This window comes from Micromonospora sp. NBC_00362, assembly GCF_026342155.1.
GTDB lineage: Bacteria > Actinomycetota > Actinomycetes > Mycobacteriales > Micromonosporaceae > Micromonospora > Micromonospora hortensis.
The window spans coordinates 6376805-6396777 of the sequence record NZ_JAPENH010000001.1; the positions used below are offsets into that span (position 1 = coordinate 6376805).

General features: G+C 72.1%; 19 protein-coding genes. 11 read left to right on the forward strand and 8 right to left on the reverse strand.

Features of this window, described 5'->3' with window-relative positions; genetic code table 11:
* Window positions 1-49: 49 nt before the first annotated feature.
* Both OG992_RS29525 and OG992_RS29530 read left to right on the forward strand, forming a co-directional pair.
* Window positions 50-1456 (forward strand): NAD(P)/FAD-dependent oxidoreductase, encoded by a 1407-nt coding sequence (locus OG992_RS29525; protein ID WP_266304865.1) that lies wholly within the window; start codon window positions 50-52, stop codon window positions 1454-1456.
* A gap of 79 nt (window positions 1457-1535) precedes the next feature.
* On the forward strand, window positions 1536-2330 hold the full coding sequence (locus OG992_RS29530) for an alpha/beta hydrolase (protein WP_266305295.1): 795 nt from the start codon (window positions 1536-1538) through the stop codon (window positions 2328-2330).
* Window positions 2331-2349: 19 nt separating this feature from the next.
* On the opposite strand, the gene OG992_RS29535 is transcribed toward OG992_RS29530, so the two are convergent.
* Window positions 2350-3846, reverse strand: a complete 1497-nt coding sequence (locus OG992_RS29535) for a trehalose-6-phosphate synthase (protein ID WP_266305296.1) — start codon at window positions 3844-3846, stop codon at window positions 2350-2352.
* Window positions 3847-4005: 159 nt separating this feature from the next.
* On the reverse strand, window positions 4006-4857 hold the full coding sequence (locus tag OG992_RS29540; RefSeq protein ID WP_266304866.1) for a DUF308 domain-containing protein: 852 nt from the start codon (window positions 4855-4857) through the stop codon (window positions 4006-4008).
* Between the two features lie 324 nt (window positions 4858-5181).
* On the opposite strand from OG992_RS29540, the gene OG992_RS29545 reads away from it, so the two are divergent.
* Window positions 5182-5874, forward strand: coding sequence for a 1-acyl-sn-glycerol-3-phosphate acyltransferase (locus OG992_RS29545; RefSeq protein ID WP_266304867.1), 693 nt, complete (start codon window positions 5182-5184; stop codon window positions 5872-5874).
* A 27-nt stretch (window positions 5875-5901) separates the two neighbouring features.
* On the opposite strand, the gene OG992_RS29550 is transcribed toward OG992_RS29545, so the two are convergent.
* A complete protein-coding gene (locus tag OG992_RS29550; protein ID WP_323181988.1) occupies window positions 5902-9399 on the reverse strand; it encodes an adenylate/guanylate cyclase domain-containing protein in 3498 nt (1165 codons plus the stop codon).
* A 131-nt stretch (window positions 9400-9530) separates the two neighbouring features.
* Here OG992_RS29550 and OG992_RS29555 point away from each other — a divergent pair, with 131 nt between their 5' ends.
* Window positions 9531-9788, forward strand: a complete 258-nt coding sequence (locus tag OG992_RS29555; protein ID WP_084597913.1) for a hypothetical protein — start codon at window positions 9531-9533, stop codon at window positions 9786-9788.
* A 181-nt stretch (window positions 9789-9969) separates the two neighbouring features.
* Here OG992_RS29555 and OG992_RS29560 read toward each other — a convergent pair whose 3' ends face one another.
* Window positions 9970-10662: a Crp/Fnr family transcriptional regulator gene (locus tag OG992_RS29560; protein WP_091407574.1), complete on the reverse strand. Its 693-nt coding sequence runs from the start codon at window positions 10660-10662 to the stop codon at window positions 9970-9972.
* Between the two features lie 269 nt (window positions 10663-10931).
* Between OG992_RS29560 and OG992_RS29565 the strand changes: the two genes are divergently transcribed.
* From OG992_RS29565 to OG992_RS29585, 5 genes are all read left to right on the forward strand, one after another.
* On the forward strand, window positions 10932-11429 hold the full coding sequence (locus OG992_RS29565) for a polyadenylate-specific 3'-exoribonuclease AS (RefSeq protein WP_238682880.1): 498 nt from the start codon (window positions 10932-10934) through the stop codon (window positions 11427-11429).
* 79 nt (window positions 11430-11508) lie between these two features.
* Window positions 11509-12012: a pyridoxamine 5'-phosphate oxidase family protein gene (locus tag OG992_RS29570; RefSeq protein WP_238682836.1), complete on the forward strand. Its 504-nt coding sequence runs from the start codon at window positions 11509-11511 to the stop codon at window positions 12010-12012.
* 162 nt (window positions 12013-12174) lie between these two features.
* Window positions 12175-13203, forward strand: coding sequence for a 6-phosphofructokinase (locus OG992_RS29575; protein WP_088949424.1), 1029 nt, complete (start codon window positions 12175-12177; stop codon window positions 13201-13203).
* Window positions 13204-13275: 72 nt separating this feature from the next.
* On the forward strand, window positions 13276-14094 hold the full coding sequence (gene proC, locus OG992_RS29580) for a pyrroline-5-carboxylate reductase (protein ID WP_266304868.1): 819 nt from the start codon (window positions 13276-13278) through the stop codon (window positions 14092-14094).
* 46 nt (window positions 14095-14140) lie between these two features.
* Complete coding sequence (locus OG992_RS29585; protein WP_091407586.1) at window positions 14141-14491, forward strand: DUF2203 domain-containing protein; 351 nt, start codon at window positions 14141-14143, stop codon at window positions 14489-14491.
* Between the two features lies 1 nt (window position 14492).
* On the opposite strand, the gene OG992_RS29590 is transcribed toward OG992_RS29585, so the two are convergent.
* Both OG992_RS29590 and OG992_RS29595 read right to left on the reverse strand, forming a co-directional pair.
* Window positions 14493-15170, reverse strand: a complete 678-nt coding sequence (locus OG992_RS29590; RefSeq protein ID WP_266304869.1) for a class F sortase — start codon at window positions 15168-15170, stop codon at window positions 14493-14495.
* A complete protein-coding gene (locus OG992_RS29595) occupies window positions 15167-16036 on the reverse strand; it encodes a DUF4397 domain-containing protein (protein ID WP_266304870.1) in 870 nt (289 codons plus the stop codon). The genes OG992_RS29590 and OG992_RS29595 overlap by 4 nt, the downstream gene beginning before the upstream one ends.
* A 175-nt stretch (window positions 16037-16211) precedes the next feature.
* On the opposite strand from OG992_RS29595, the gene OG992_RS29600 reads away from it, so the two are divergent.
* Window positions 16212-17813 (forward strand): glycosyltransferase 87 family protein, encoded by a 1602-nt coding sequence (locus OG992_RS29600; protein WP_266304871.1) that lies wholly within the window; start codon window positions 16212-16214, stop codon window positions 17811-17813.
* Between the two features lie 13 nt (window positions 17814-17826).
* Window positions 17827-18273 (forward strand): Imm50 family immunity protein, encoded by a 447-nt coding sequence (locus tag OG992_RS29605; RefSeq protein ID WP_238682840.1) that lies wholly within the window; start codon window positions 17827-17829, stop codon window positions 18271-18273.
* 76 nt (window positions 18274-18349) lie between these two features.
* On the opposite strand, the gene OG992_RS29610 is transcribed toward OG992_RS29605, so the two are convergent.
* Window positions 18350-19024: an NADPH-dependent F420 reductase gene (locus OG992_RS29610; RefSeq protein WP_238682841.1), complete on the reverse strand. Its 675-nt coding sequence runs from the start codon at window positions 19022-19024 to the stop codon at window positions 18350-18352.
* Between the two features lie 367 nt (window positions 19025-19391).
* Complete coding sequence (locus OG992_RS29615; protein WP_238682842.1) at window positions 19392-19883, reverse strand: glutathione peroxidase; 492 nt, start codon at window positions 19881-19883, stop codon at window positions 19392-19394.
* Window positions 19884-19973: the final 90 nt, after the last annotated feature.

A 19973-nucleotide genomic window follows, 5' to 3' on the forward strand; every position in this document is an offset into this window, starting at 1 on the left:
GATTTCGCGGCGACCGGCACGCCTGCCGTACCAAAAGGAGATGTCCCCGGTGTCCACCTCCACCGACCACGGCCGGCCCGACCCGGAGGCGACCTCGCCCGCGGCGAACAGCGAGGGCCGCCCGGTCTCCGACCGGGGCGACACGGTCTGCGTCATCGGGGCCGGGGCCAGCGGCCTGACGGCCATCAAGAACCTGCGTGAGCACGGTTTCGGCGTGGACTGCTACGAGCGGGAGACGGGCGTCGGCGGCGCCTGGAACTGGCGGCACGACCGCAGCCCCGTGTACGCCAGCACCCACCTGATCTCGTCGAAGCCGTTCACCCAGTTCCCCGACTTCCCGATGCCGGACTCCTGGCCCGACTACCCGCACCACAGTCAGCTGCTGTCCTACTTCGAGCGCTACGCCGACCACTTCGACCTGCGATCACACATCTGGTTCGGCACCGAGGTGATCCGGGTCCAGCCCGTCGAGGGCGACCGGTGGGACGTGACCACCCGCTCCACCGGCGGGTACGGCCCCGAGCGCACCGCCCGGTACGCCGCCGTGGTGATCGCCAACGGCCACAACTGGTCGCCGAAGCTGCCCCGCTACGAGGGCCTCGAACAGTTCCGCGGCGAGATCATGCACGCCTCGTCCTACAAGGACCCGGCGCAGCTGCGCGGCAAGCGGGTGCTGGTCGTCGGCGCCGGCAACACCGGCTGCGACATCGCCGTCGAGGCTGCCCAGCAGGCATCGCGCTGCTGGCACTCCACCCGCCGGGGTTACTGGTACGCGCCGAAGTTCGTGCTCGGTCGCCCCGCCGACCAGGTCAACGACAGCCTGTTGGCGCTGCGGGTGCCGCTGCGGGTGCGGCAGTGGCTCTACCACTGGACGCTGCGGCTGACCGTCGGCGACCTGACCCGCTTCGGCCTGCCCAAGCCCGACCACCGGGTGTACGAGACGCACCCGATCGCGAACAGTCAGCTCGTCTACTACGTGGGCCACGGCGGGATCGGCCCGGTGCCGGACGTCGCCCGGTTCCACCCGTACGCGGTGGAGTTGGCCGACGGCCGCGAGATCGACCCCGAGGTGGTCGTCTTCGCCACCGGTTACCTGCCGCGCTTCGAGTTCCTCGACGCGTCGGTGTTCGGAGACAGCGCGGGCGCGGGTCGTCCCACGCTGTGGCTCAACGCGTTCACCCCGGGGCATCCGACCCTGGCCGTCGCCGGCCTGCTGCAACCGGACTCCGGGCTGTTCACCCTGTCGCACTGGCAGACGGTGCTGTTCGCCCGGCTGCTACAGGCCCGTCGGGACCGGCCGGAACGGGCCACGGCGTTCGCGCAGCGGGTACGGGACCGGGCGGGGGAGCGGTACTCCGGGCCGGTCAAGGACAGCAGCCGGCACTGGTTCGAGGTTGGGCACGCCGACTATCTGCGCGCCATCCAACGCGCCCTGGTCGAGCTGGAGGGCAAGTGAGCGCGAGGAGTGAGCTTGCGAGCCCCGCAGTCGCGAACGAAAGGCTGGCACGGTGAGCGCGAGTAGCGAGCTGCGGATCATGCGGGGCCGGGAGTGGTCCCGGCCGGTGCGGCCGGCCCGGCGGGAGGTGCTCAGCGCCGTCCCCGAGCTGGAGCAGGGGCGTCCGCCGCTGCTGTTCGTACCCGGGTTCGGGCATGGCGCGTGGGCGTTCGCCGAGCACTGGTTGGGTCACGTGGCGTCGCGAGGGTTCCCGGCGTACGCGGTGAGCCTGCGGGGGCACGGTGGCAGCGAGCCGGCGCCGGAGGCGACGCTGCGGGCGTACGCCCACGATGTGGTCCAGGTGGCCGCGAGCCTGCCTCGGCAGGCGGTGCTGGTGGGGCACGGCGCCGGAGCCCTGGTGGTGGCGCACGCGTTGGCCCGCTACCCGGCGCGGGGCGCGGTGCTGGTGGCGCCGGTCTTCGGCGGCTGGGGAGTGCTCGGCGCGGCGTTGCGCCGCAACCCGGCGGGCACGTTGCCGGCGGTGTTCGGCGGGCCGTTGCGGCTCAACCGGGGGCAGTTGTTCAGCCGCGAGTTGCCCGACGAGGAGGCCCGGCGGTATGTCGGACGCCTCGGTCGGGCGGGTCGGCGGGCCCAGTGGGCGCTGCTGGGTGAGCCGGAGGCCGAGCCGGCCGTTGGCGCGCCCCCGGTGTTGGTGCTGGGTAGCCCGGACGACCGGGTGGTGCCGGCGTCGACGTTGACCCGGGTGGCCCGCCGGTACGGGTCGGCCCCGCTGCTCTTTCCCGGAATGGGCCACGACCTGATGCTGGACGCGCGGTGGGCGGAGCCGATCGACGCGATCCTGGACTGGCTGGAGAAGGAGCCGGTGGCGCACTGACCAGCCGGGCCGCCGGCGGTCAGCCGCCGGCCTGGTGGACGGCCGGGCTGCCGGCCGGGGTGGCCGGTCGGGGCACCCGAGCGGCACCGTCGGAACCGGTGTCGGTGCTGGTCAGGCGACTGATCAGGCCGCCGCCCTCGTCCAGCGCGCGAAGGTAGGAGCGGGCCCAGGCTCGGATGTCGTGTTTGTGCAGGTGGGCGCGCATGCCGCGCATCCGCTGGGTGGTGTCGGCCGGGTCGGCCCGCAGCGCCGCGCGCAGGCCCTGCTTGAGCCCTTCCAGGTCGTGCGGGTTGACCAGGTACGCCTGGGACAGCTCGGCGGCGGTGCCGGCGAACTCGCTGAGCAGCAGCGCGCCGGTGTCGTCGACCCGCGCGGCCACGTACTCCTTGGCGACCAGGTTCATTCCGTCGCGCAACGGGGTCACCGCCATCACGTCGGCGACCCGGTAGAGCGCGGCCAGCTCGGCCCGGTCGAAGGGCTGGGTGAGGTAGTGGATCGCCGGCTCACCGACCCGGCCGAACTCGCCGTTGATCCGGCCGACTTCGCGTTCGATGCGCTCACGGAGGATCTGGTACTGGCCGACGCGTTCCCGGCTCGGCATGGCGACCTGCACCAGCACCGTGTCGCGGACCTTGACGTCGCCGCTGGCGAGCAACTCGCTGTACGCCTTGAGGCGCTGCTCGATGCCCTTCGTGTAGTCCATCCGGTCCACGCTGAGGACGACCTGCCGGGGATCGCCGAGGTCCTGACGGAGCCGGTGGGCCCGGGCGGCCACGTCCGGACGGTCGGCGAGCGCTGCCATCTCGGCGGTGTCGATGGAGACCGGGAACGCGCCGATGCGGACGACCCGGTCGTCGACGCCGATCCGCCGGTCGGTGGCCGGCAGGTCCAGCACCCGGGTCACCAACTGGGCGAAGTTGTGCGCCGCCTGCACCCGCTGGAAGCCGACCAGGTCGGCGCCGAGCATGCCGCGCAGCAGTTCGGCCCGGCGGGGCAGTTGCATGAACAGCTCCGGCGGCGGGAACGGCACGTGCAGGAAGAAGCCGATGCGCAGGTCCGGGCGGAGCGCGCGCAGCAGACCGGGGACCAGTTGCAGGTGGTAGTCCTGCACCCAGACCACCCCGCCCTGCTCGGCCACCTCCGCTGTCGCCTCGGCGAAGCGCTGGTTGACCCGCTGGTACGCCTCCCACCACCGGCGGTGGTGCTGCGGCTGCTCGACGGAGTCGTGGTAGAGCGGCCAGAGGGTGGCGTTGGCGAACCCCTCGTAGTGGTCGCGCAGGTCTTCCGGGCTGAGCGCGACGGTGTGCATCCGCACGCCGTCGACGTCCGGCAGGGCGGGGGCAGGCCCGGTGCCACCGGCCCAGCCGACCCAGGTCGCCGGGGTGTGCCTCAGGAGCGGGTGCAGCGCGCTGACCAACCCGCCCGGGCTGCGCCGCCACTCGCAGGCCCCGTCGGGGGCCTGATTGTCGTCGATGGGGAGGCGGTTGGCCACCACCACGAGAGAACTCTGTCGCATCTCGGGCATTCCGATCAGCAGAGGACTGACCGCCGCGAGCAAGGAAAAACCGGTCAGTCAGCGGGGGAAGTGACGTACAGCGGTATTCCTACTGACAGTAAGTTACACCACTGTTACGCCCCCGGCGGGGCGCTGCTGTCCCGGGATGCGGGCCGACCCTCAGACGACCGCGCCGTTGTCCGGGTCGTCCTCGTCCTCGTCGCCGGGACGCAGCCGCCAGATCAGCGTGACGAAGCCGGCCAGGATGCCGGTGAACCCGAACAGCGTGACCGCGGAGCGGTCGATCGGGAGCAGCCAGGGGAAGAGGAACAGCACGAACCCGACGACCACCCCGAGCACGCCGATCACCGCGTACTTGCTGACCCGCGGCAGCGGCGGCGGTGGCGGCGGGTGGTAGCCCTCGTCGTCCTCGTCGTCGGGCAGGTCGGCGCCGAAGGTGTCCAACCCGTCCAGCAGCGACGGCTCGTCCGGTCGGGTGCCCCGCCCCACGGAAATCCCGGAGATGTCCGTCGCGGACGGCAGCCGGCGAACGTCGGTGGCGGTCGGACCGGGTTCGTCGGCGCCGGAGCGGGTCAGCGGCCCGGAGGTCGGCTCGTCCCGGCCGTCCCGTTCGTCCACGTCCTCCGAGGCCGGCCACGGGTGGTCACCGGGCGTGGAGGTGGTGTGGAAGCCCGCCACGATCCGCGCCCACTCGGCGTCGATGTCCGGTTCGTCGCGAGCCGGCGGCTGCTCCGGAGTGGTCTCGTCGGCGAGTTGGGTCAGGTAGTCCCGGGCGGTGGTCAGGTGCGAGCGGTCGACGTAGAGCCGGTCGACCGGCCGGGCCGGCACCGTGGTGGTGCGGGTGACCGGGTTGAGGTCGGCCGAAGGCTGGAGGTAGGCGGCGATCCCGCCGGCGGCCAGCACGTCGAGCAGGTGCTCACCGACGCGCGGATCGACGTCGCCGACGACGGCGTACTCGTTCGCGTCGAGCCCGTTGTCCCGCCGTCCCCGGCGGGCCCCACCCGCTGACACCCGGACATCCCCCTTAACGCGCCTTCCGGCGCGGCCACCCCTGCCCTTCGGCGCCATCCGCACGCCGTGCTCTGAATCGTGACACGTCAGGGCATGGTTCCGGGAGTGCGTTGTGTCGCGTCTTCCAAAGTCACGGCTGCTTCCGCAGGTCGCGGCGGGGCTCCTTTGTCCGTTCTTGCGCGACAAGTGCGATCTCGGTGATCGCGGGAAGGCTCGATGCCTCGGCCCCCGAACGTCGTCCGTTGTGGTGAGAGCGCTCGCTTCGTAGGCTCGGCGGCGACGACGGCTGGCGCTGTCGCGGGCACACCACGGGAAAGGACGCCGGTGCTCTACTGGCTGCTGAAGTACGTCATCCTCGGTCCGCTGCTCAAGCTGATCTTCCGCCCGCAGGTGGAGGGCCTGCACAACGTGCCGGCGACCGGCCCGGTGATCCTGGCGAGCAACCACCTCTCCTTCTCCGACTCGATCTTCACACCGTTGATCACCGCGCGGAAGGTCACCTTCGTCGCCAAGGCCGAGTACTTCACCGGCAAGGGAATCAAGGGCTGGTTGACCAAGATGTTCTTCGTCGGCACCGGCACGATTCCGGTGGACCGCTCCGGTGGCCGGGCCGCGCGCGCCGCCTTGGACACCCAGTTGCAGGTGCTGCGGGCCGGGGGAGTGGCCGGCATCTACCCCGAGGGCACCCGCTCACCGGACGGCCGGCTCTACCGGGGCAAGACCGGGGTGGCCCGGCTCGCCCTGGAGAGCGGCGCGGTGGTGGTGCCGGTGGCGATGCTCAACGCCGACGAGATCCAGCCGCCGGGCAAGCTCATCCCCAAGATCGACCGGGTGCGGATCCGGTTCGGGGCGCCGCTGGACTTCTCCCGCTACGCCGGGTTGGCCGGCGACCGGTTCGTCGAGCGCGCGGTCACCGACGAGATCATGTACGAGTTGATGGAGCTCTCCGGTCGGGAGTACGTCGACGTCTACGCCCAGAAGCTCAAGCAGCCCGTCCCGGCACCGCTGGCCGCCTGACCGCCGCCGGGCCGGCCCTCTCGGCGGTCAGGGCAGGTGGAGCAGGGCGGGGGCGTGGTGGCGGGTGGCGAAGTCGTGCAGGCGGGCGCGAGTCGCCGCGGCGGCGGGTGGGTCGGTCTCGGCCAACGGGCGGATCGCCAGCGCCAGCGTGATGACCTCGTCGGTCACGTCGGTCATCCGGGCGTAGCTCGCCGCCGCCGAGCGCAGCAGGTTCGCCGCCGTCGAGGCGTCCCCGGCGTGCCGGGCCAGCGTGGCGTCGGCGACCTGACCGGCGGCCCGAGCCCACGGGGTCGTCCGGGGCGCCCGGTCGAGCAACTGCCGGACCAGCCGGGCCGCGTCCGCGCCGAGCACCCCGGCGACGTGCCCGACGGCCGGCACCCACTCCGCGAACGGAATCATCCGGGTCCGTTGCCAGTCCTCGTCCAGTTCGGTGAGCAGCGCCATCGCCTCGTCACGGCGGCCCTGCACCGCCCGGCAGAGGGCGGCGTGCGCCAGGGTGGAGCGCAGCACCCGGTGGAAACCGGTGCGCCGCGCCGCGACCAGCGCCTGCTCGACCAGATCCCCACCCGATGCGGCCGGCCCCGCAGTTTCGTCGGGCCGGTCGGGGCCGGCCAGCTCGGCTCCGGCCAGCCCGCGCATCCAACCCGAGACGGCCACGATGTGCAGATCCCACTCCGCGGTCGGCCGTCGGGTCGACTCCGCCGCCATCGCCAGCGCCGCCGTCCAGTCACCCGCGTAGTACGACCGGGCCCACTGGTCGGCGAAGCTGGTGGCGAGGCTGTGCTCGCCGCCCAGGTCGAGGGTGAGCTGCTCGTCGACCAACCGGGCCGAGCCGGCCAGGTCGCCCTCCTCCTGCAACGCCCAGGCCAGGTTCTGCACCGCCCGACGCCGACTGGTCAGCCGTTCCACCCGGCAGTGCTCGGTCACCTCCGCCAGCTCCGGGAACGCCGAGGCGGAGCCGGCCAGGTAGCGCGCCACGGCCAGGGTGATCCGCGCGTTGGCCTGGACCTCGCGCAGCTGGAGCCGCTCGGCGAGGGACGCTGCCGCCCGCGCCGCGGTGCACGCCGGCTCGGTCTCCGCGTTGAGCATGTGCACCCGGGCCAGCTCGAGCAGGGCGCCCGCCTTCTCCTGACTGTCCGGTAGGTCCCCGTAGATGCCGATCGCCTGGTCCAGGCAGCGCAACGTCGCCGACCGGTCGGCCCGACTCCAGGCGGCGGTGGCGAGCAGCGTCCAGGCGCGCGCCGCCCCCGTCCGGTCGCCGCTCGTGGCGAGCCGCTCGGCCAGCCGGGTGAGGGTGTCAGTGCCCCCCGCCACCAGGAAGGCGTCCCCGTCCCGATAGAACGCCAGCTCGGCGTCGAACAGCTCCAGCGCCGGGTCCGGCCCGACGTCCAGGGCCAGCGCCCGGCCGACCAGCGCGGCGGCGGTGTCCAACGCGTGCAACTCGTACGCGCGGCGGGCCGCCCGGTGCAGCGCGGCCCGCGCCGACGGGGCGTAGGGGGCGGTGTCCAGCCCGACCGTCCGGGCGATCTCGTGGGCCGCCCAGCGATGGTTGGCCAGCACCTCGGCCAGGTCGTACTGCCGGCCGTCGGTGAGCTGTGCCATCCAGTCGGCGGTGCGTTGGTGGCGCAGCACCCGTTCGGCCCTGGGCAGCCGCTGGTAGCAGACGTCGCGCACCAGGATGTGCCGGAACCGGTACTCGGACTGACCGGGCATCGTCGACGTGCTCTGCTCGTACACCAGGTCGCGACGTTGCAGGCGGTCCAGCGCACGCTCCACCCACTCCACCGGCCGGCCCAACGCCATCGCCACCGGCGCGGCCCAGAACACCACGCCGACCACGGCGGCGGCCTGGAGCACCGCCCGGTCGGCCGGGTCCAGCAGGTCGAGCCGGTTGGCGATGACCGCCTGCACGGTGCGGGGCATCTCCGCGCCACCGTCGAGGTCGAGGCGGGCGGCCGAACCGACCGCGTCGAGCAGGCCGCCGTCCAGCAGCATCCGGGCGTACTCCTGGGCGTAGAGCGGGTTGCCGTCGGCGAACTCGATCAGCGGGGTACGCGAGCTGGACGGCAGCGTCGCCTGCCCGAGGAGCAGCGAGTAGAGCGCGTCGATGTCGGTGTCGTGCATCGGCGGCACCGAGATGGACATCGCGCCACTGATCGTGCCGGTCCAGGCCGGGTTCCGTTCCCGCAGCTCCGGTCGGGCCGTCGCGACGACAAGCAGCGGTACGCCGCGCGCTGACGCGCCCAACTGCTCGACGAAGGCGAGCATCGCCTGGTCGGCCCAGTGCATGTCCTCGAAGACCAGCACTGTCGGGCCGGTGGTCGCCAGGGCGAGCAGGAACCGCCGCCAGGCGGCCTCGGTCTCGACAGGGGTGAGCCGTTCACCGGGTACGCCGATCAGCGGCCCGAGCGCCTCGGCCAGCCGGATCGCGTGCGGGTCGGCGAGTTGCCCCAGCCGGGACCGCAGCCGCTCGCGCAGCGCAACCGGGTCGTCGACCTCCGGCACGCCCACCCAGGTCTTCACGATGTCCGACAGGGCGGCCCAGGTGACGTTCTCGCCGAACGGCGGGCACTGGCCGACGAGCCAGGTGATCGGCGTGCCGGGCAGGCTGCCGGCGTGCCGGGCCAGCTCGCGCAACAGCCGGCTCTTGCCCACACCGGCCGGGCCGAACACCGTCACCAGTTGGGAGGTCCGCTCGGTGACCATCCGGTGCAGCGCGTTGACCAGCAGGCCGCGTTCATGCTCCCGGTCCACCATCGGGGTCAGTTCGGCGCCGCGCGGGTCCCGATGTGGTCGCACCTGGACGGCCAGCCAGATCCGGCTGACCGCGGACCGGCCGCGCAGGGTGACCGGTGGTTGGTCGGCGTACTCCATCTCGTTTCGGGTGGCCGACCAGGTGCTCTCGTCGACGACGACACCGCCCGGCGGGGCGAACCCCTGGAGGCGGGAAGCGGTGTTGACCACGTCCCCGGTCACGAAGGCCTGCCCCCCGTCTCGGGTGGCGGAGAGGTCGACCAGGGCCTCGCCGGTCGCGATGCCGACCCGGAAGCTCAGCGGCGGCTGCGGACCGGCGGGCTGGCGGGCCAGGTTCCGTTGCAGCTCCAGCCCGGCGCGGACACATCGCAACGCGTCGTTGTCGGTGGCCACCGGCGCGCCGAACAGCGCCATCGCCGCGTCGCCGATGTACTTCTCGACCACCCCGCCGTACTGGTGCACGATCCGGCGCACCGTGGCGAAGTAGGTCTGCTGCAGACCGCGGGCCTGCTCCGGGTCGGCCCGCTCCGCGTAGCTGGTGAAGTCCACGATGTCGACGAAGAGCACGCTGACCTGACGCCGGTCCTCCTGCACCGCGACGGCGTTGTCCCGCAGCGGCTGACCACAGCTGGTGCAGAAGTTGACCTCGGTGCTGTTGGCATGGCCGCAGTGCGCACAGTTGACCCCGAGCGGCTGGCCACACCCGCCGCAGAAGCGGTCGTCCGGCCCGGCCGCGCGTGCGCAGTGTCCACACTTGAGGTCGATGTTCAGCTCCGTGGGCGAAAGAGGTCAGTATCGCGGCCGGTCGGCCCAGTCGGGTACCCGACGTGCGGACGGGCAACGGCATCGATCGGTCGGGGTTAGTGTTCCGTACCAGGAAGTTTCATGTCAGGGAGAGTGCCGTGCAGGTACGACTGTCCGCCTCGTGGACCGATCCGGGTGGCACGCTGTGGGCGCCGGGGGACACGATCGACGTCGATGCGGTCACTCTCGCCGAACTGGAGGAGCAGGGCATGGTGGAAGAGCCTGAGGGTCAGTCGGGCGGGTCGGGGGAGACCACGACCACCTCGTCGAGCACGTCCACGGCTGGTAAGCCGACCGATCCGAAGAAGATCGGTCCGGGGCCGGGCGCGCCGCCGGCCGACAGCACGGAGAACTGATCGCCCGGGTGCGGTCGGCGGGCCATCGGTCCACCGGCCGCACCTGTCTGTCCTAAGCGTTCGCTGATGCCGGTTGCCAGTGGCGGCCGGCATCAGCCGTGGGTACGGGTGGGCCGGCGACCGGTGACGGACGTCCACACCGGAGCCCGGGTCGGTGACGAGGCCGGCGCGGGCCGGTCGGTCAGCGGTCGGCCATGCCGGCGCGGCGGCGCAGCGCGGCCACGTCGGTCACCACGATCCGGCGGCCCTCGGTACGCAGCCAGCCACGGCTGGCGAACGAGCCGATCGCCTGGTTGACGCTCTGCCGGGAACCACCGGCCATCTCGGCCAGTTGGCTCTGGTTGAGCTCGATCGTGATCATCGGTGCCTGGCTCTCGCCGGCCAACCGCACCAGCGTCTTCGCGACCCGACCGGGCAGGTCGAGGAAGACGTGATCGGCGTTCTGCTCGGTGAGTCGGCGGATCAGCCCGCCCAGTGAGCGCATCACCGCGTCCAGGATGCGGGGGTTGGAGTGCACCAACTCCATGAACGCACCCCGCGAGAGCGCGAGCGCCGCGCAGTCCTCGATGGCCTCCGCCGAGGCGGACCGGGTGGACGCGTCGAGCAGGGAGACCTCACCGAGCACGTCCGGTGGACGGATAACCGACAGCACGGCCCGCTCGCCGGTGGGAGCGGTGCGAAAGACCGCCACCGCGCCGCGGCGCAGCACGATCAGCGACTCGCCGGGGTCGTTCTCCACGAAGAGCAGCTGACCCTTGCGGTAGGTGCGCGGAACGGCGGCGGCGATGACACGCTGCCGCACCTCGGGCTCCAGCCCGGCGAACATCTCGACACCCGTGAGCGCGTCACCCGGCTCCGGCAGGCGAACCTCCACGGCCCAACCCCTCCCCCGGTCATGGACCACAACTCGCTCACCGGGCGAACCTGATGGGCCCCGACAAGGTGAACTGACACCGATTCGGCGTCCGGTAGCGGTACACATCAGATCATGACGGTCCGGTCGCTTGCTGTACACCCCTCGAAGCACTTCCGTGACCGTCACGAGCTGCGACGTGCCGTTCACGAGGTGTCGTCGGAGTTCGGTCGACCTCCGGACGGGCCCCGCCGGGCGCGGCCGTGCGGCGGTGGGCGAGGATGCCCGGAATGGTCTACCGCTATTTCTACGACTGCGAGTTCATCGAGGACGGCACGACCGTCGACCTCGTCTCGATCGGTGTCGTCGACGAGTACGGCCGCGAGTTCTACGCGGTCTCCACCGAGTTCGACGACTCCCGCGCCGTGCCCTGGGTCCGACGCAACGTGCTGGACAAGCTGCCCTCCCCGGCGGACCGGGCGTGGCGCTCGCGTGAGCGCATTCGCGACGACCTGTACGACTTCCTGATGGAGCCGATCCGGGACCGGCCGGGGGAGCAGCTGGAGCTGTGGGCCTGGTTCGCCGCGTACGACCACGTGGTGCTCGCCCAGCTCTGGGGCGCGATGCCGGCGCTGCCCCGGGAGATTCCCCGCTACACCAAGGAACTGCGGCAGCTCTGGGACGACCGGGGCCGGCCGCCCCTGCCGGAGGCGGACGCGGCCCGGCACGACGCTCTGGTCGATGCCCGGCACAATCTGGCCCGCTGGCGGGCGATGACCGCTCGTTGAGTGGTGGCCACGCCGCCGCAGGTTTTGACCGGTTCTGTCCCGGGCAACGGTTCGACCAGCCGAGCCGAGGGAGATAGCCATGAGCGACCAGCCCAGCAGCGCCGCGGAGGCACGCGCCCGGGTCACCGGCCTGGCCCGGGCCGCGCGCATCTGCATGCTCACCACTACTGCTCTGGACGGGCGGCAGGTGAGTCGACCGATGGCCCTCCAGGAGGCCGAGTTCGACGGCGAGTTGTGGTTCTTCGCCTACGCCGACTCGGCCAAGATCCGCCAGATCCGGGTGAACCCGGAGGTCAACGTCGCCTTCTCCGACCAGAAGCACAACGCGTGGGTGTCGATCTCCGGCACCGCCACCGAGGGGTTCGACCGGGCCCGGGCCGAGCGGCTGTGGAGCCCGCTGCTCAAGGCGTGGTTCCCCGACGGGCTGGACACCTCCGGTCTCACGCTGATCAAGGTGCACGCCAGCTCCGCCGAGTACTGGGACTCGCCGAACAGCACGGTGGTGAACCTGCTCGACTACGCGAGGGCCGCGGTCACCGGCCGGCCACCGAAGGTCGGCGAGAGCCACGAGGTGACCTACTGACCGGGGGTGGGTGCCCGGGGCGCGCTGTCGTCGTACTGGCGGGCCGACTACAGTTCGCAGTGACGGCCCGCCCCGGGCCGGCAACGGCGCCGATGGTCTGACCTGACACATACCCTGGGGCATATCGGGCTTTACCTGATGCTCCAGGAGGATGAGCGGATCATGCGTATCGGCGTGCTCACCGGCGGCGGCGACTGCCCCGGTCTCAACGCGGTCATCCGGGCGGTGGTCCGCAAGGGCGTCGCCACTTACGGTCACGAGTTCGTGGGCTTCCGGGACGGCTGGAAGGGCCCGCTCGAGGGTCTGTCCCGCCCGCTGGACATTGCCGACGTTCGCGGCATTCTGCCCCGCGGCGGCACCATCCTCGGCTCGTCCCGTACCAACCCGTTCAAGATCGAGAACGGCGTCGAGCGGATCAAGGACAACCTCGCCGCCCAGGGCGTGGACGCGCTGATCGCGATCGGCGGCGAGGACACCCTCGGCGTTGCCACCAAGCTCTACGAGCTGGGCGTGCACGTCGTCGGCGTGCCGAAGACGATCGACAACGACCTCGGCGCCACCGACTACACCTTCGGCTTCGACACCGCTGTCAACATCGCGATGGAGGCCATCGACCGGCTGCACACCACAGCGGAGAGCCACCACCGCACCCTGGTCGTCGAGGTGATGGGCCGGCACGCCGGCTGGATCGCCCTGCACGCCGGCCTGGCCGGCGGCGCCAACGTGATCCTGCTACCCGAGCGTCAGTTCGACGTCGAGCAGGTGGCCGGCTACGTCGAGAAGCGCTTCCAGCACCAGTACGCCCCGATCGTCGTGGTCGCCGAGGGCGCCCAGCCGCTCGACGGCCAGATGGTCCTCGCCAACCAGGAGCTCGACTCGTTCGGCCACGTCCGCCTCGGCGGCATCGGCCAGTGGCTCGCCGAGCAGCTGGAGGCCAAGACCGGCAAGGAGGCCCGCACCGTGGTGCTGGGCCACATCCAGCGCGGTGGCACCCCGACCGCCTTCGACCGGGTGCTCGCCACCCGCCTGGGCCTGCAGGCCATCGACGCCGTCAACGACGGCGACTGGGGCAAGATGGTCGCGATGCAGAGCACCGACATCGTCCGGGTGCCCCTCGCCGAGGCCACCCGCGAGCTGAAGACCGTGCCGCTGGAGCGGTACGCCGAGGCCGAGGTGTTCTTCGGCAGCTGATCGATCGTCGGCGGCGCGGCGGGCCTGCGGGTCCGCCGCGCCGCGACCCGATGCGAGGGGGTACGGGCCGACATGTCCGCCGGAGTGCACACTGTCGCGGTGATCGGCGCGGGCAAGATCGGTGAGCTGATGCTCTCCGGGCTGCTGCGCTCAGGATGGCCGGTGGACCGGCTGCTGGCCACCGCCCGCCGACCCGCTCGCGCGGAGGAGTTGTCCGCCCGGTACGGCGTACGGGTGGTCGACAACCTCACCGCTGTGGACGAGGCCGCTGTGCTCGCGGTCTCGGTCAAGCCGCAGGACGCCGCCGCGCTCCTCGACGAGATCGGCCCCAAGGTGCCGGCCGACAAGCTCGTCATCTCGCTCTGCGCGGGGCTGCCTACCAGCTTCTTCAGCCGCCGGTTGCCCGAGGGCACCCCGGTGGTGCGGGTGATGACGAACACCCCGGCGCTGGTCGACGAGGCGATGACCGCGATCTCCGCCGGCGCGCACGCCACCGGGGCGCACCTCACGCTTGCCGAGGAGATGTTCAAGCCGCTCGGCCAGACGATCCGGGTGCCCGAGTCGCAGCAGGACGCCGTCACCGCGCTCTCCGGCTCCGGCCCGGCCTACTTCTACCTGCTGGTCGAAGCCATGATCGACGCGGGGATCCTGCTCGGGCTGCCCCGTCAGGTGGCGCACGAGTTGATCGTGCAGACGGCGATCGGGTCGGCGGTGATGCTGCGCGACTCCGGCGAGCACCCGGTCAAGCTGCGCGAGGCGGTCACCTCGCCGGCCGGCACCACCATCTCCGCGATTCGTGAGCTGGAGAAGCACGGCGTACGCGCGGCGCTGCTCGCCGCGCTGGAGGCCGCCCGGGATCGCGCCCGCGAGCTGGCGGCACAGGCCGACTGAGCGGTCGGGGCGCGTCGCGGGGCCGTGTGTGCCGCATACTGGCTCGGTGTTCACACTTGCCCAGGCCCGGCACCTGGTGGCCACCCTGCAACCGCGCGTCGACGAGTTGATCCGGGTCCGGGCCGACCTGGCCGAGCTGCGCGTCGACCTGGCCGACCACGGCGTGAGCGCGCTCGGCGGGCTGGCCGAGGTCAAGGCACTGGAAGCTCGACTGCACGCCGTCGTCGACGAGTTGCACCAGCACGACATCCAGGTCAAGGGCATCGCCCCGGTGCTGCTCGACTTCCCCGGCGAGCGGGCCGGCCGCGCCGTGCTCTGGTGCTGGCTGGAGGGCGACTCCGACGTGCGCTGGTACCACCGGGCCGAGTGCGGCTTCGCCGGCCGCCGTCCCCTCTGACTCAGCCTGCGGCGGACGTCGGCAGGACCGGGTCGGGGGCCTCGGTCACCGCGAACACCACCACGTTGTCGACGTAGTGGCCCCGCCGCCGGTCGAAGTCGCCCCCGCAGGTGACCAGGCGCAGCTCCGCCCCGGGCGTCGGGCCGTAGACCACGGCAGTCGGAAACTGGTCCTTGCGGGTACGCAGCGACCCGGTCACCCGGAACGGCAACCGCTGCCCGCCGCGCCACACCTCCACCAGGTCCCCGGGCCGTAGCTCGCCGAGCCGGGCGAAGACAGCCGGGCCGCGTCGTGAGTCCAGGTGCCCGGCGAGTACGGCCGGACCGGTGTCGCCCGGGGCCGGGCCGCCGCCGTACCAGCCAGCGGTGTGGAAGTCGGTCGGCGGAATCAGCACGCCAGCGCGGTCCAGACCCAGCACGGTGAGCGGTGAGTCGACGTCGATGCGCGGTACGCGTACCCGCGTGGGTGGACCGTGTGGCGTGGGCGCGGCGGCCACCGACGGGCAGTCGTCGCCGCAGCCGGGGTGCCAGGCCGCCACCGGCGGTGGCGAGCCGGTGGTGGCCAGCCCGACCCCGGTGCCGGCGGCCAGGCAGACCGCCGCGCCGGCCGCGACCAGCGCGGCCAGCGGTATCCGGCGCTCACGGTGCCGCCGGATCGACGGGTCCGGCCCGGCGCTCACCAGGTGGTGCGCCGCCGCCGGCGCCAGAGCAGCAGGGCCACCGCGCCGGCCGCCGCGGCCAGACCGCCGGCCACCACTGGGTACGCGGCGAGCCCGGCCCCGGCGGTGCCACCGGCGCCGGTGTCCACCCCGCCGGCCGGCACGACGGTGCCGCCCTCGGCGTCGCGGCGCAGCTCGGCGGTGAGCCCGCCCTGTTTCGCGTCGAGCACCAGCAGCGAGTAGACGGCGCCGCCGGTGAGCCGCACCTCGGCGTCGGTGCTCGGCCCGCCGGCGCCCGTCAGCTTCAGCCGCCAACTGCCCGGCTCGACCTGCTGGTAGTCGGTAGTGGTGGCGAACTGCACCCCGTCGGCGATCATCGGGCCGTCGGCGGCGGCCACGTCGAGCACCGGGGTCCGCACCGACGCCTGCACGACCCGCACCTTGGCGCGGCCGTCGGTGGGGGCGCTGAGATCGTCGGTGAGCACCCGCAGGCCGAGGTCGGCGTGCCGGCCGACACCGGCCACAGTGAAGGCGTTCCCGCTGGTCACCGCGACCTCGGTGGTGAGCACCGGGGGGTCGCTGGCGGGGGCGCCGGCCTCGCGCATGGCCACCGCGTACCGGCCCGGCGCTAGTTCCAGGTAGTCGGAGACCACGCCGTAACCGACCCCGGGGAAGACCTGCGGCTTCGCAGCGCCCGGCGCGGCCAGGTAGACGTCCACCGCCGGGGTGTCCGGGGAGAGGTGCGCGAGTCGGACGTATCCGACGGTGTCCGCGCCGGTCGCGGCGTTGGCCGGAATCGGAACGGCGGCGGTGGCGAGGGCGGTGCCGAGCAGGAGCGCGCCGGAGCCGGCCAGCAGCCGGCGGGGCACGGTACGGAGCGTGTGCATGTCGCCTCCGGGGGGCACGTTCGGTGAGCGGGTGGCAACCCAGAGAACAGGGTCCCGTGAACAGGACTGTGGCGCAAGTTGCCACAGCGATGTTTCTGCCGGCTGTCGCTACCGAAGCCCCGCGTCTGCCGCTGCGGGTCCCACACGGACCAAGACGCTCGCCTATCCTCGGGCGATGCGGGATCGCCGGGTGGCGCTGGCGTGGGCGGCCTTCGTCGTCGTCGCGCTGGTGTCCTGTGTGCTCGTTCTACATCGGCCGGATCGCCTCTCCGACCTGCACATCTACTACGGCGCGCTGTCCGACCTGCGCGCCGGCAAGCCGCTGTACGGGTATGAGGCGGAGAACGGCGGTCCGTTCACCTATCCGCCGTTCGCCGCTCTCGTGCTGTGGCCGATCACCTTCGTCAGCGAGGGCGTACTCCAGGGGATCTGGCTGGTGGCGACGTGCGCGGCGGTCGTCGCCATCGCCGGGTCGGTGGGTGTCGCGCTGACCACCCGACGTTCCCGGCGCCCGCTCGTCGTGGCGCTGGCGGCCACCGCGCTGATGCTGTCCGCGCCGGTGCAGAGCAACCTACGCTTCGGGCAGGTCAGCATCTTCATCGTGTTGATGGCAGTGCTCGACGGGCTGGGCGTCGTCCCACCCCGACTGCGCGGGACGCTGGTCGGGGTGGCCGCGGCGATCAAGCTCACCCCGCTGCTGTTCGTGGTCTACTTCCTCGCCGTCGGGCGCTACCGAGACGCCGGCCGGTCGGTGGCAGCGTTCGTGGCCTGCGCGGGGCTCGCCGCGATCGTGCTGCCCCGCGAGAGTTGGTCCTACTGGACCGAGACCGTGCGGCAGACCTCGCGCATCGGCAATCTGTCCTCGTTGGGCAACCAGTCAGTGCACGGAATGTTGCTGCGCGTCGGCGTCGACGAGAGGGCGCTGCCAGTGCTCTGGGCCGCCCTGGTGGCACTGATCTGCGTGGCGGCGCTGCTCCGGGCCCGGCAGTTGACGCGGCAGGGCTGCCCCGGGCACGCCGCCGTGCTCGTCGGCTGCGCCACGGTGGCCGCGTCCCCGGTCTCCTGGACCCACCACCAGGTGTGGCCGGTGCTCGCCGCGATGCTGCTGATCGGCGCGTCCGGCGTCACCCAGCGGGTCGCCGGCGTGGCGCTGCTCGCCGCCATGGTCGTCTCGTTGGGCGCGGTGCTCAGCCCGATCTCGACGCGGCCGGGGGTGCAGTTCCTCTTCGAGAACGCCCGTGCCGTCGGGGTGTGCGTCCTGTGCCTCGTCGGTTTCGGCGGTGTCGCCGTCGCCGCCCACCGTACGAGCAGACGACCGGCCGCCGGCCGTGCCTGGCTGCGGGTGGGCGTCACGGCCACGGTGGCGGTCGCGTTCTTCGCCGTGCAGCCGCTGCCGGCCGGAGCCGACCCCACCTTCAAGGCGTACACCCTCGACGACGTGGTCAACCCGCGATACTTCTTCGTCTGCCGTGGTCCGGCCGAATGCGCCGCCTACGCCACCGACGTGCCGGTCACCTTCGGCACCCGCGCCGAGAAGACCAAGGTCCGGGTCAACGGCGTGGTCTCCCCGCAGGTGACCCGCCTGGAGTACTACTCCGCACCGGGTGGAGCACCCAGGGCCATCCCGCTGCTCGCCGCGTACCCGGGTTCGCGTACCTTCTCGTTCCGGTCAGCGACGATGGCCCACGGTCGGCTCGTCGCGTACGCCTCGGACGGGCAGCAGATTGCCAGCTACGACGACGAACTCGCCGCCGCCCTCCGTACGACCACCCGGTAGGAGGTTGGACGAGGTGTCAGACGGTGTACGGGTCCATGCGCCTAGGTCTCGGGGCGACAGGACCTGGGTCGACCTGGTCACGAATCCGCAGGGCCTCCGGGAGATTTTTCCGGAAGGGCCTCCGTCACTGAGTGGGGTCAGCCTGCACGGGTTGGTCGTCGAGCGTGAGGGACCTACTCTTCGGCTCAGACTGGACCTGCCCGCCTACCCGGCCAACCCGCCAGCCAAATGGCTTCGCGCCGGATTCAACACGGTTCAGGTCGAACTTCTCTTCGGCGGCGTCAGTGAGCTGCGGCTGGTCGGCATCTCCACCGAACTGGTCGCCGACCTGGAGATTCGAGCCGCAAGCGGGGTGAGCCTCGACGTTCGCTCCGCGTCGATGGTCGTATCGGCGTTCGCGGCTTCGGTCACGGTGTCCGAGCTGGTGGCGTACACGGACAGACAGTGGGCGGGAAGCTGACCGTTAGGCGGCTCGCCGCCGCCCTCCGTACGACCACCCGGTAGGTGATCGCCGGCTGGGCGGCGGCTGGCCTTGCTCAGCGGGTGGCGGCGGCCAGGGCGGCGCGCAGCTTCGCGGCGTCGCCCGGGGCCGGGTGCTCCCAGTCGGTCGGGCTGGCGGAGTAGAGCGTGCCGTACGCCGGGGTGTCCGGCTGGTACCGCCACCCCTCGGCCAGCGGGCCGACGTCCACCGCGTCGTAGCCGATCCGGTCCAGGAAGGCGGTCACCTCGGCCTTCGCGGCGGCGTCGTCACCGGCGATCGCGAGGGCGCTGCGGTCGGCCGCACCGGTTGGCCGGGGGAGGGCGGCCAGGCCCTTGAAGTTGATGTTGTTGAAGACCTTGACCACCCGCGAGTCCGGCAGGTGGCGCTGGAGCAACTCGCTGCTGGTGGTCTCGCCGGAGTCCAGCTCCGGGAAGGTGCCATCACGCTGCGGGTAGTAGTTGTTGGTGTCGAGAACGACCTTGCCGGCCAGCGGTTCCACTGGCACCGCGCGGTACGCCTTCAGCGGCACACTGACCATCACCAGGTCACCGACCTGCGCCGCGTCCTGCGTGGTGCCGGCGCTGGCGTGCTCGCCCAGGGTCTCCACCAGGTCGGTGAGGGTCTCCGGGCCCCGCGAGTTGCTCAGCACCACGTCGTAGCCGGCGTCGACGGCCAGCCGGGCCACGGTGCCGCCGATGTTGCCACTGCCGATCAGTCCCACAGTTGTCATGCTCGTTCCCAACTTCGTTCACCCACGACGCATTCCCAACCAGACTGGTGGGTTATTCCGATTGCCCGCTGCCGGGTAGCTGCGCAGGCTGCTCGCGACCTTCGCCGTCGCGGCGGGTGCCTGGTGGCGCGCGAGCCCGTCCTGCACAACGTACTGCTCGCGCTGGTCGCCGACCGGCTCTCCGGGGACGTGCCACTCTCCGGTGGTGAGCGGTTCGGGCGGGTGGTCGATGTGGACCGCCGGTCGTCCTGCGATGCCGGCCCCGCAAGATCGCGCTCGATCCGGGATGTAGTGGCATCCGACAGTTGGCAGGCCACTACATCCATGTTCGAGCGTGATCAAGGCGGTGCGGCGAGCGCCCGGGGCGTCAGGAGGTGGGGAGGGTCTTCTCGATGGCCGCGCGCAGGTCGTCGGAGTCGGGCGCGACAGTGGGGGCGAAGCGGGCGGCGACCGAGCCGTCCGGGGCCACCAGGAACTTCTCGAAGTTCCAGCGCACGTCACCGGTGTGCCCGTCGGCGTCCGGGGTGTCCACGAGCGCGGCGTAGAGCGGGTGCCGGTCGGGGCCGTTGACGTCGACCTTCTCGGTCAACGGGAAGGTGACCCCGTAGTTGACCTGGCAGAAGTCGCTGATCTCGGCGGCGCTGCCCGGCTCCTGCCCGGCGAACTGGTTGCACGGCACGCCGAGCACCACGAGGCCCCGGTCGGCGTAGGAGTCGGCGAGCGTCTGGAGGCCGGCGTACTGCGGGGTGAGGCCGCAGCGGGAGGCCACGTTGACGACCAGCAACGCCTTGCCGCGGTGGCGGGCCAGGTCGGCGGGGCCGCCGTTGAGGGCGTCGATCGGGATGTCGAAGACGGTCATGGGCCGAGGCTACGCGCCGGCCGGGTGTCGACCCGGGGTGGGCGCAGCGTACGCACTCCGTGCACCAGGAGAAATCGAAACATGCGCATC

Bases quoted from the DNA above. Each gene is read 5' to 3' on its own strand.
- OG992_RS29530 (WP_266305295.1), top strand. From the start codon at position 1,536: ATGCGGGGCCGGGAGTGGTCCCGGCCGGTGCGGCCGGCCCGGCGGGAG.
- OG992_RS29535 (WP_266305296.1), bottom strand. From the start codon at position 3,846: ATGCGACAGAGTTCTCTCGTGGTGGTGGCCAACCGCCTCCCCATCGAC.
- OG992_RS29565 (WP_238682880.1), top strand. From the start codon at position 10,932: ATGGTCTACCGCTATTTCTACGACTGCGAGTTCATCGAGGACGGCACG.
- OG992_RS29570 (WP_238682836.1), top strand. From the start codon at position 11,509: ATGAGCGACCAGCCCAGCAGCGCCGCGGAGGCACGCGCCCGGGTCACC.
- OG992_RS29575 (WP_088949424.1), top strand. From the start codon at position 12,175: ATGCGTATCGGCGTGCTCACCGGCGGCGGCGACTGCCCCGGTCTCAAC.
- proC (WP_266304868.1), top strand. From the start codon at position 13,276: ATGTCCGCCGGAGTGCACACTGTCGCGGTGATCGGCGCGGGCAAGATC.
- OG992_RS29595 (WP_266304870.1), bottom strand. From the start codon at position 16,036: ATGCACACGCTCCGTACCGTGCCCCGCCGGCTGCTGGCCGGCTCCGGC.
- OG992_RS29600 (WP_266304871.1), top strand. From the start codon at position 16,212: ATGCGGGATCGCCGGGTGGCGCTGGCGTGGGCGGCCTTCGTCGTCGTC.
- OG992_RS29610 (WP_238682841.1), bottom strand. From the start codon at position 19,024: ATGACAACTGTGGGACTGATCGGCAGTGGCAACATCGGCGGCACCGTG.
- OG992_RS29615 (WP_238682842.1), bottom strand. From the start codon at position 19,883: ATGACCGTCTTCGACATCCCGATCGACGCCCTCAACGGCGGCCCCGCC.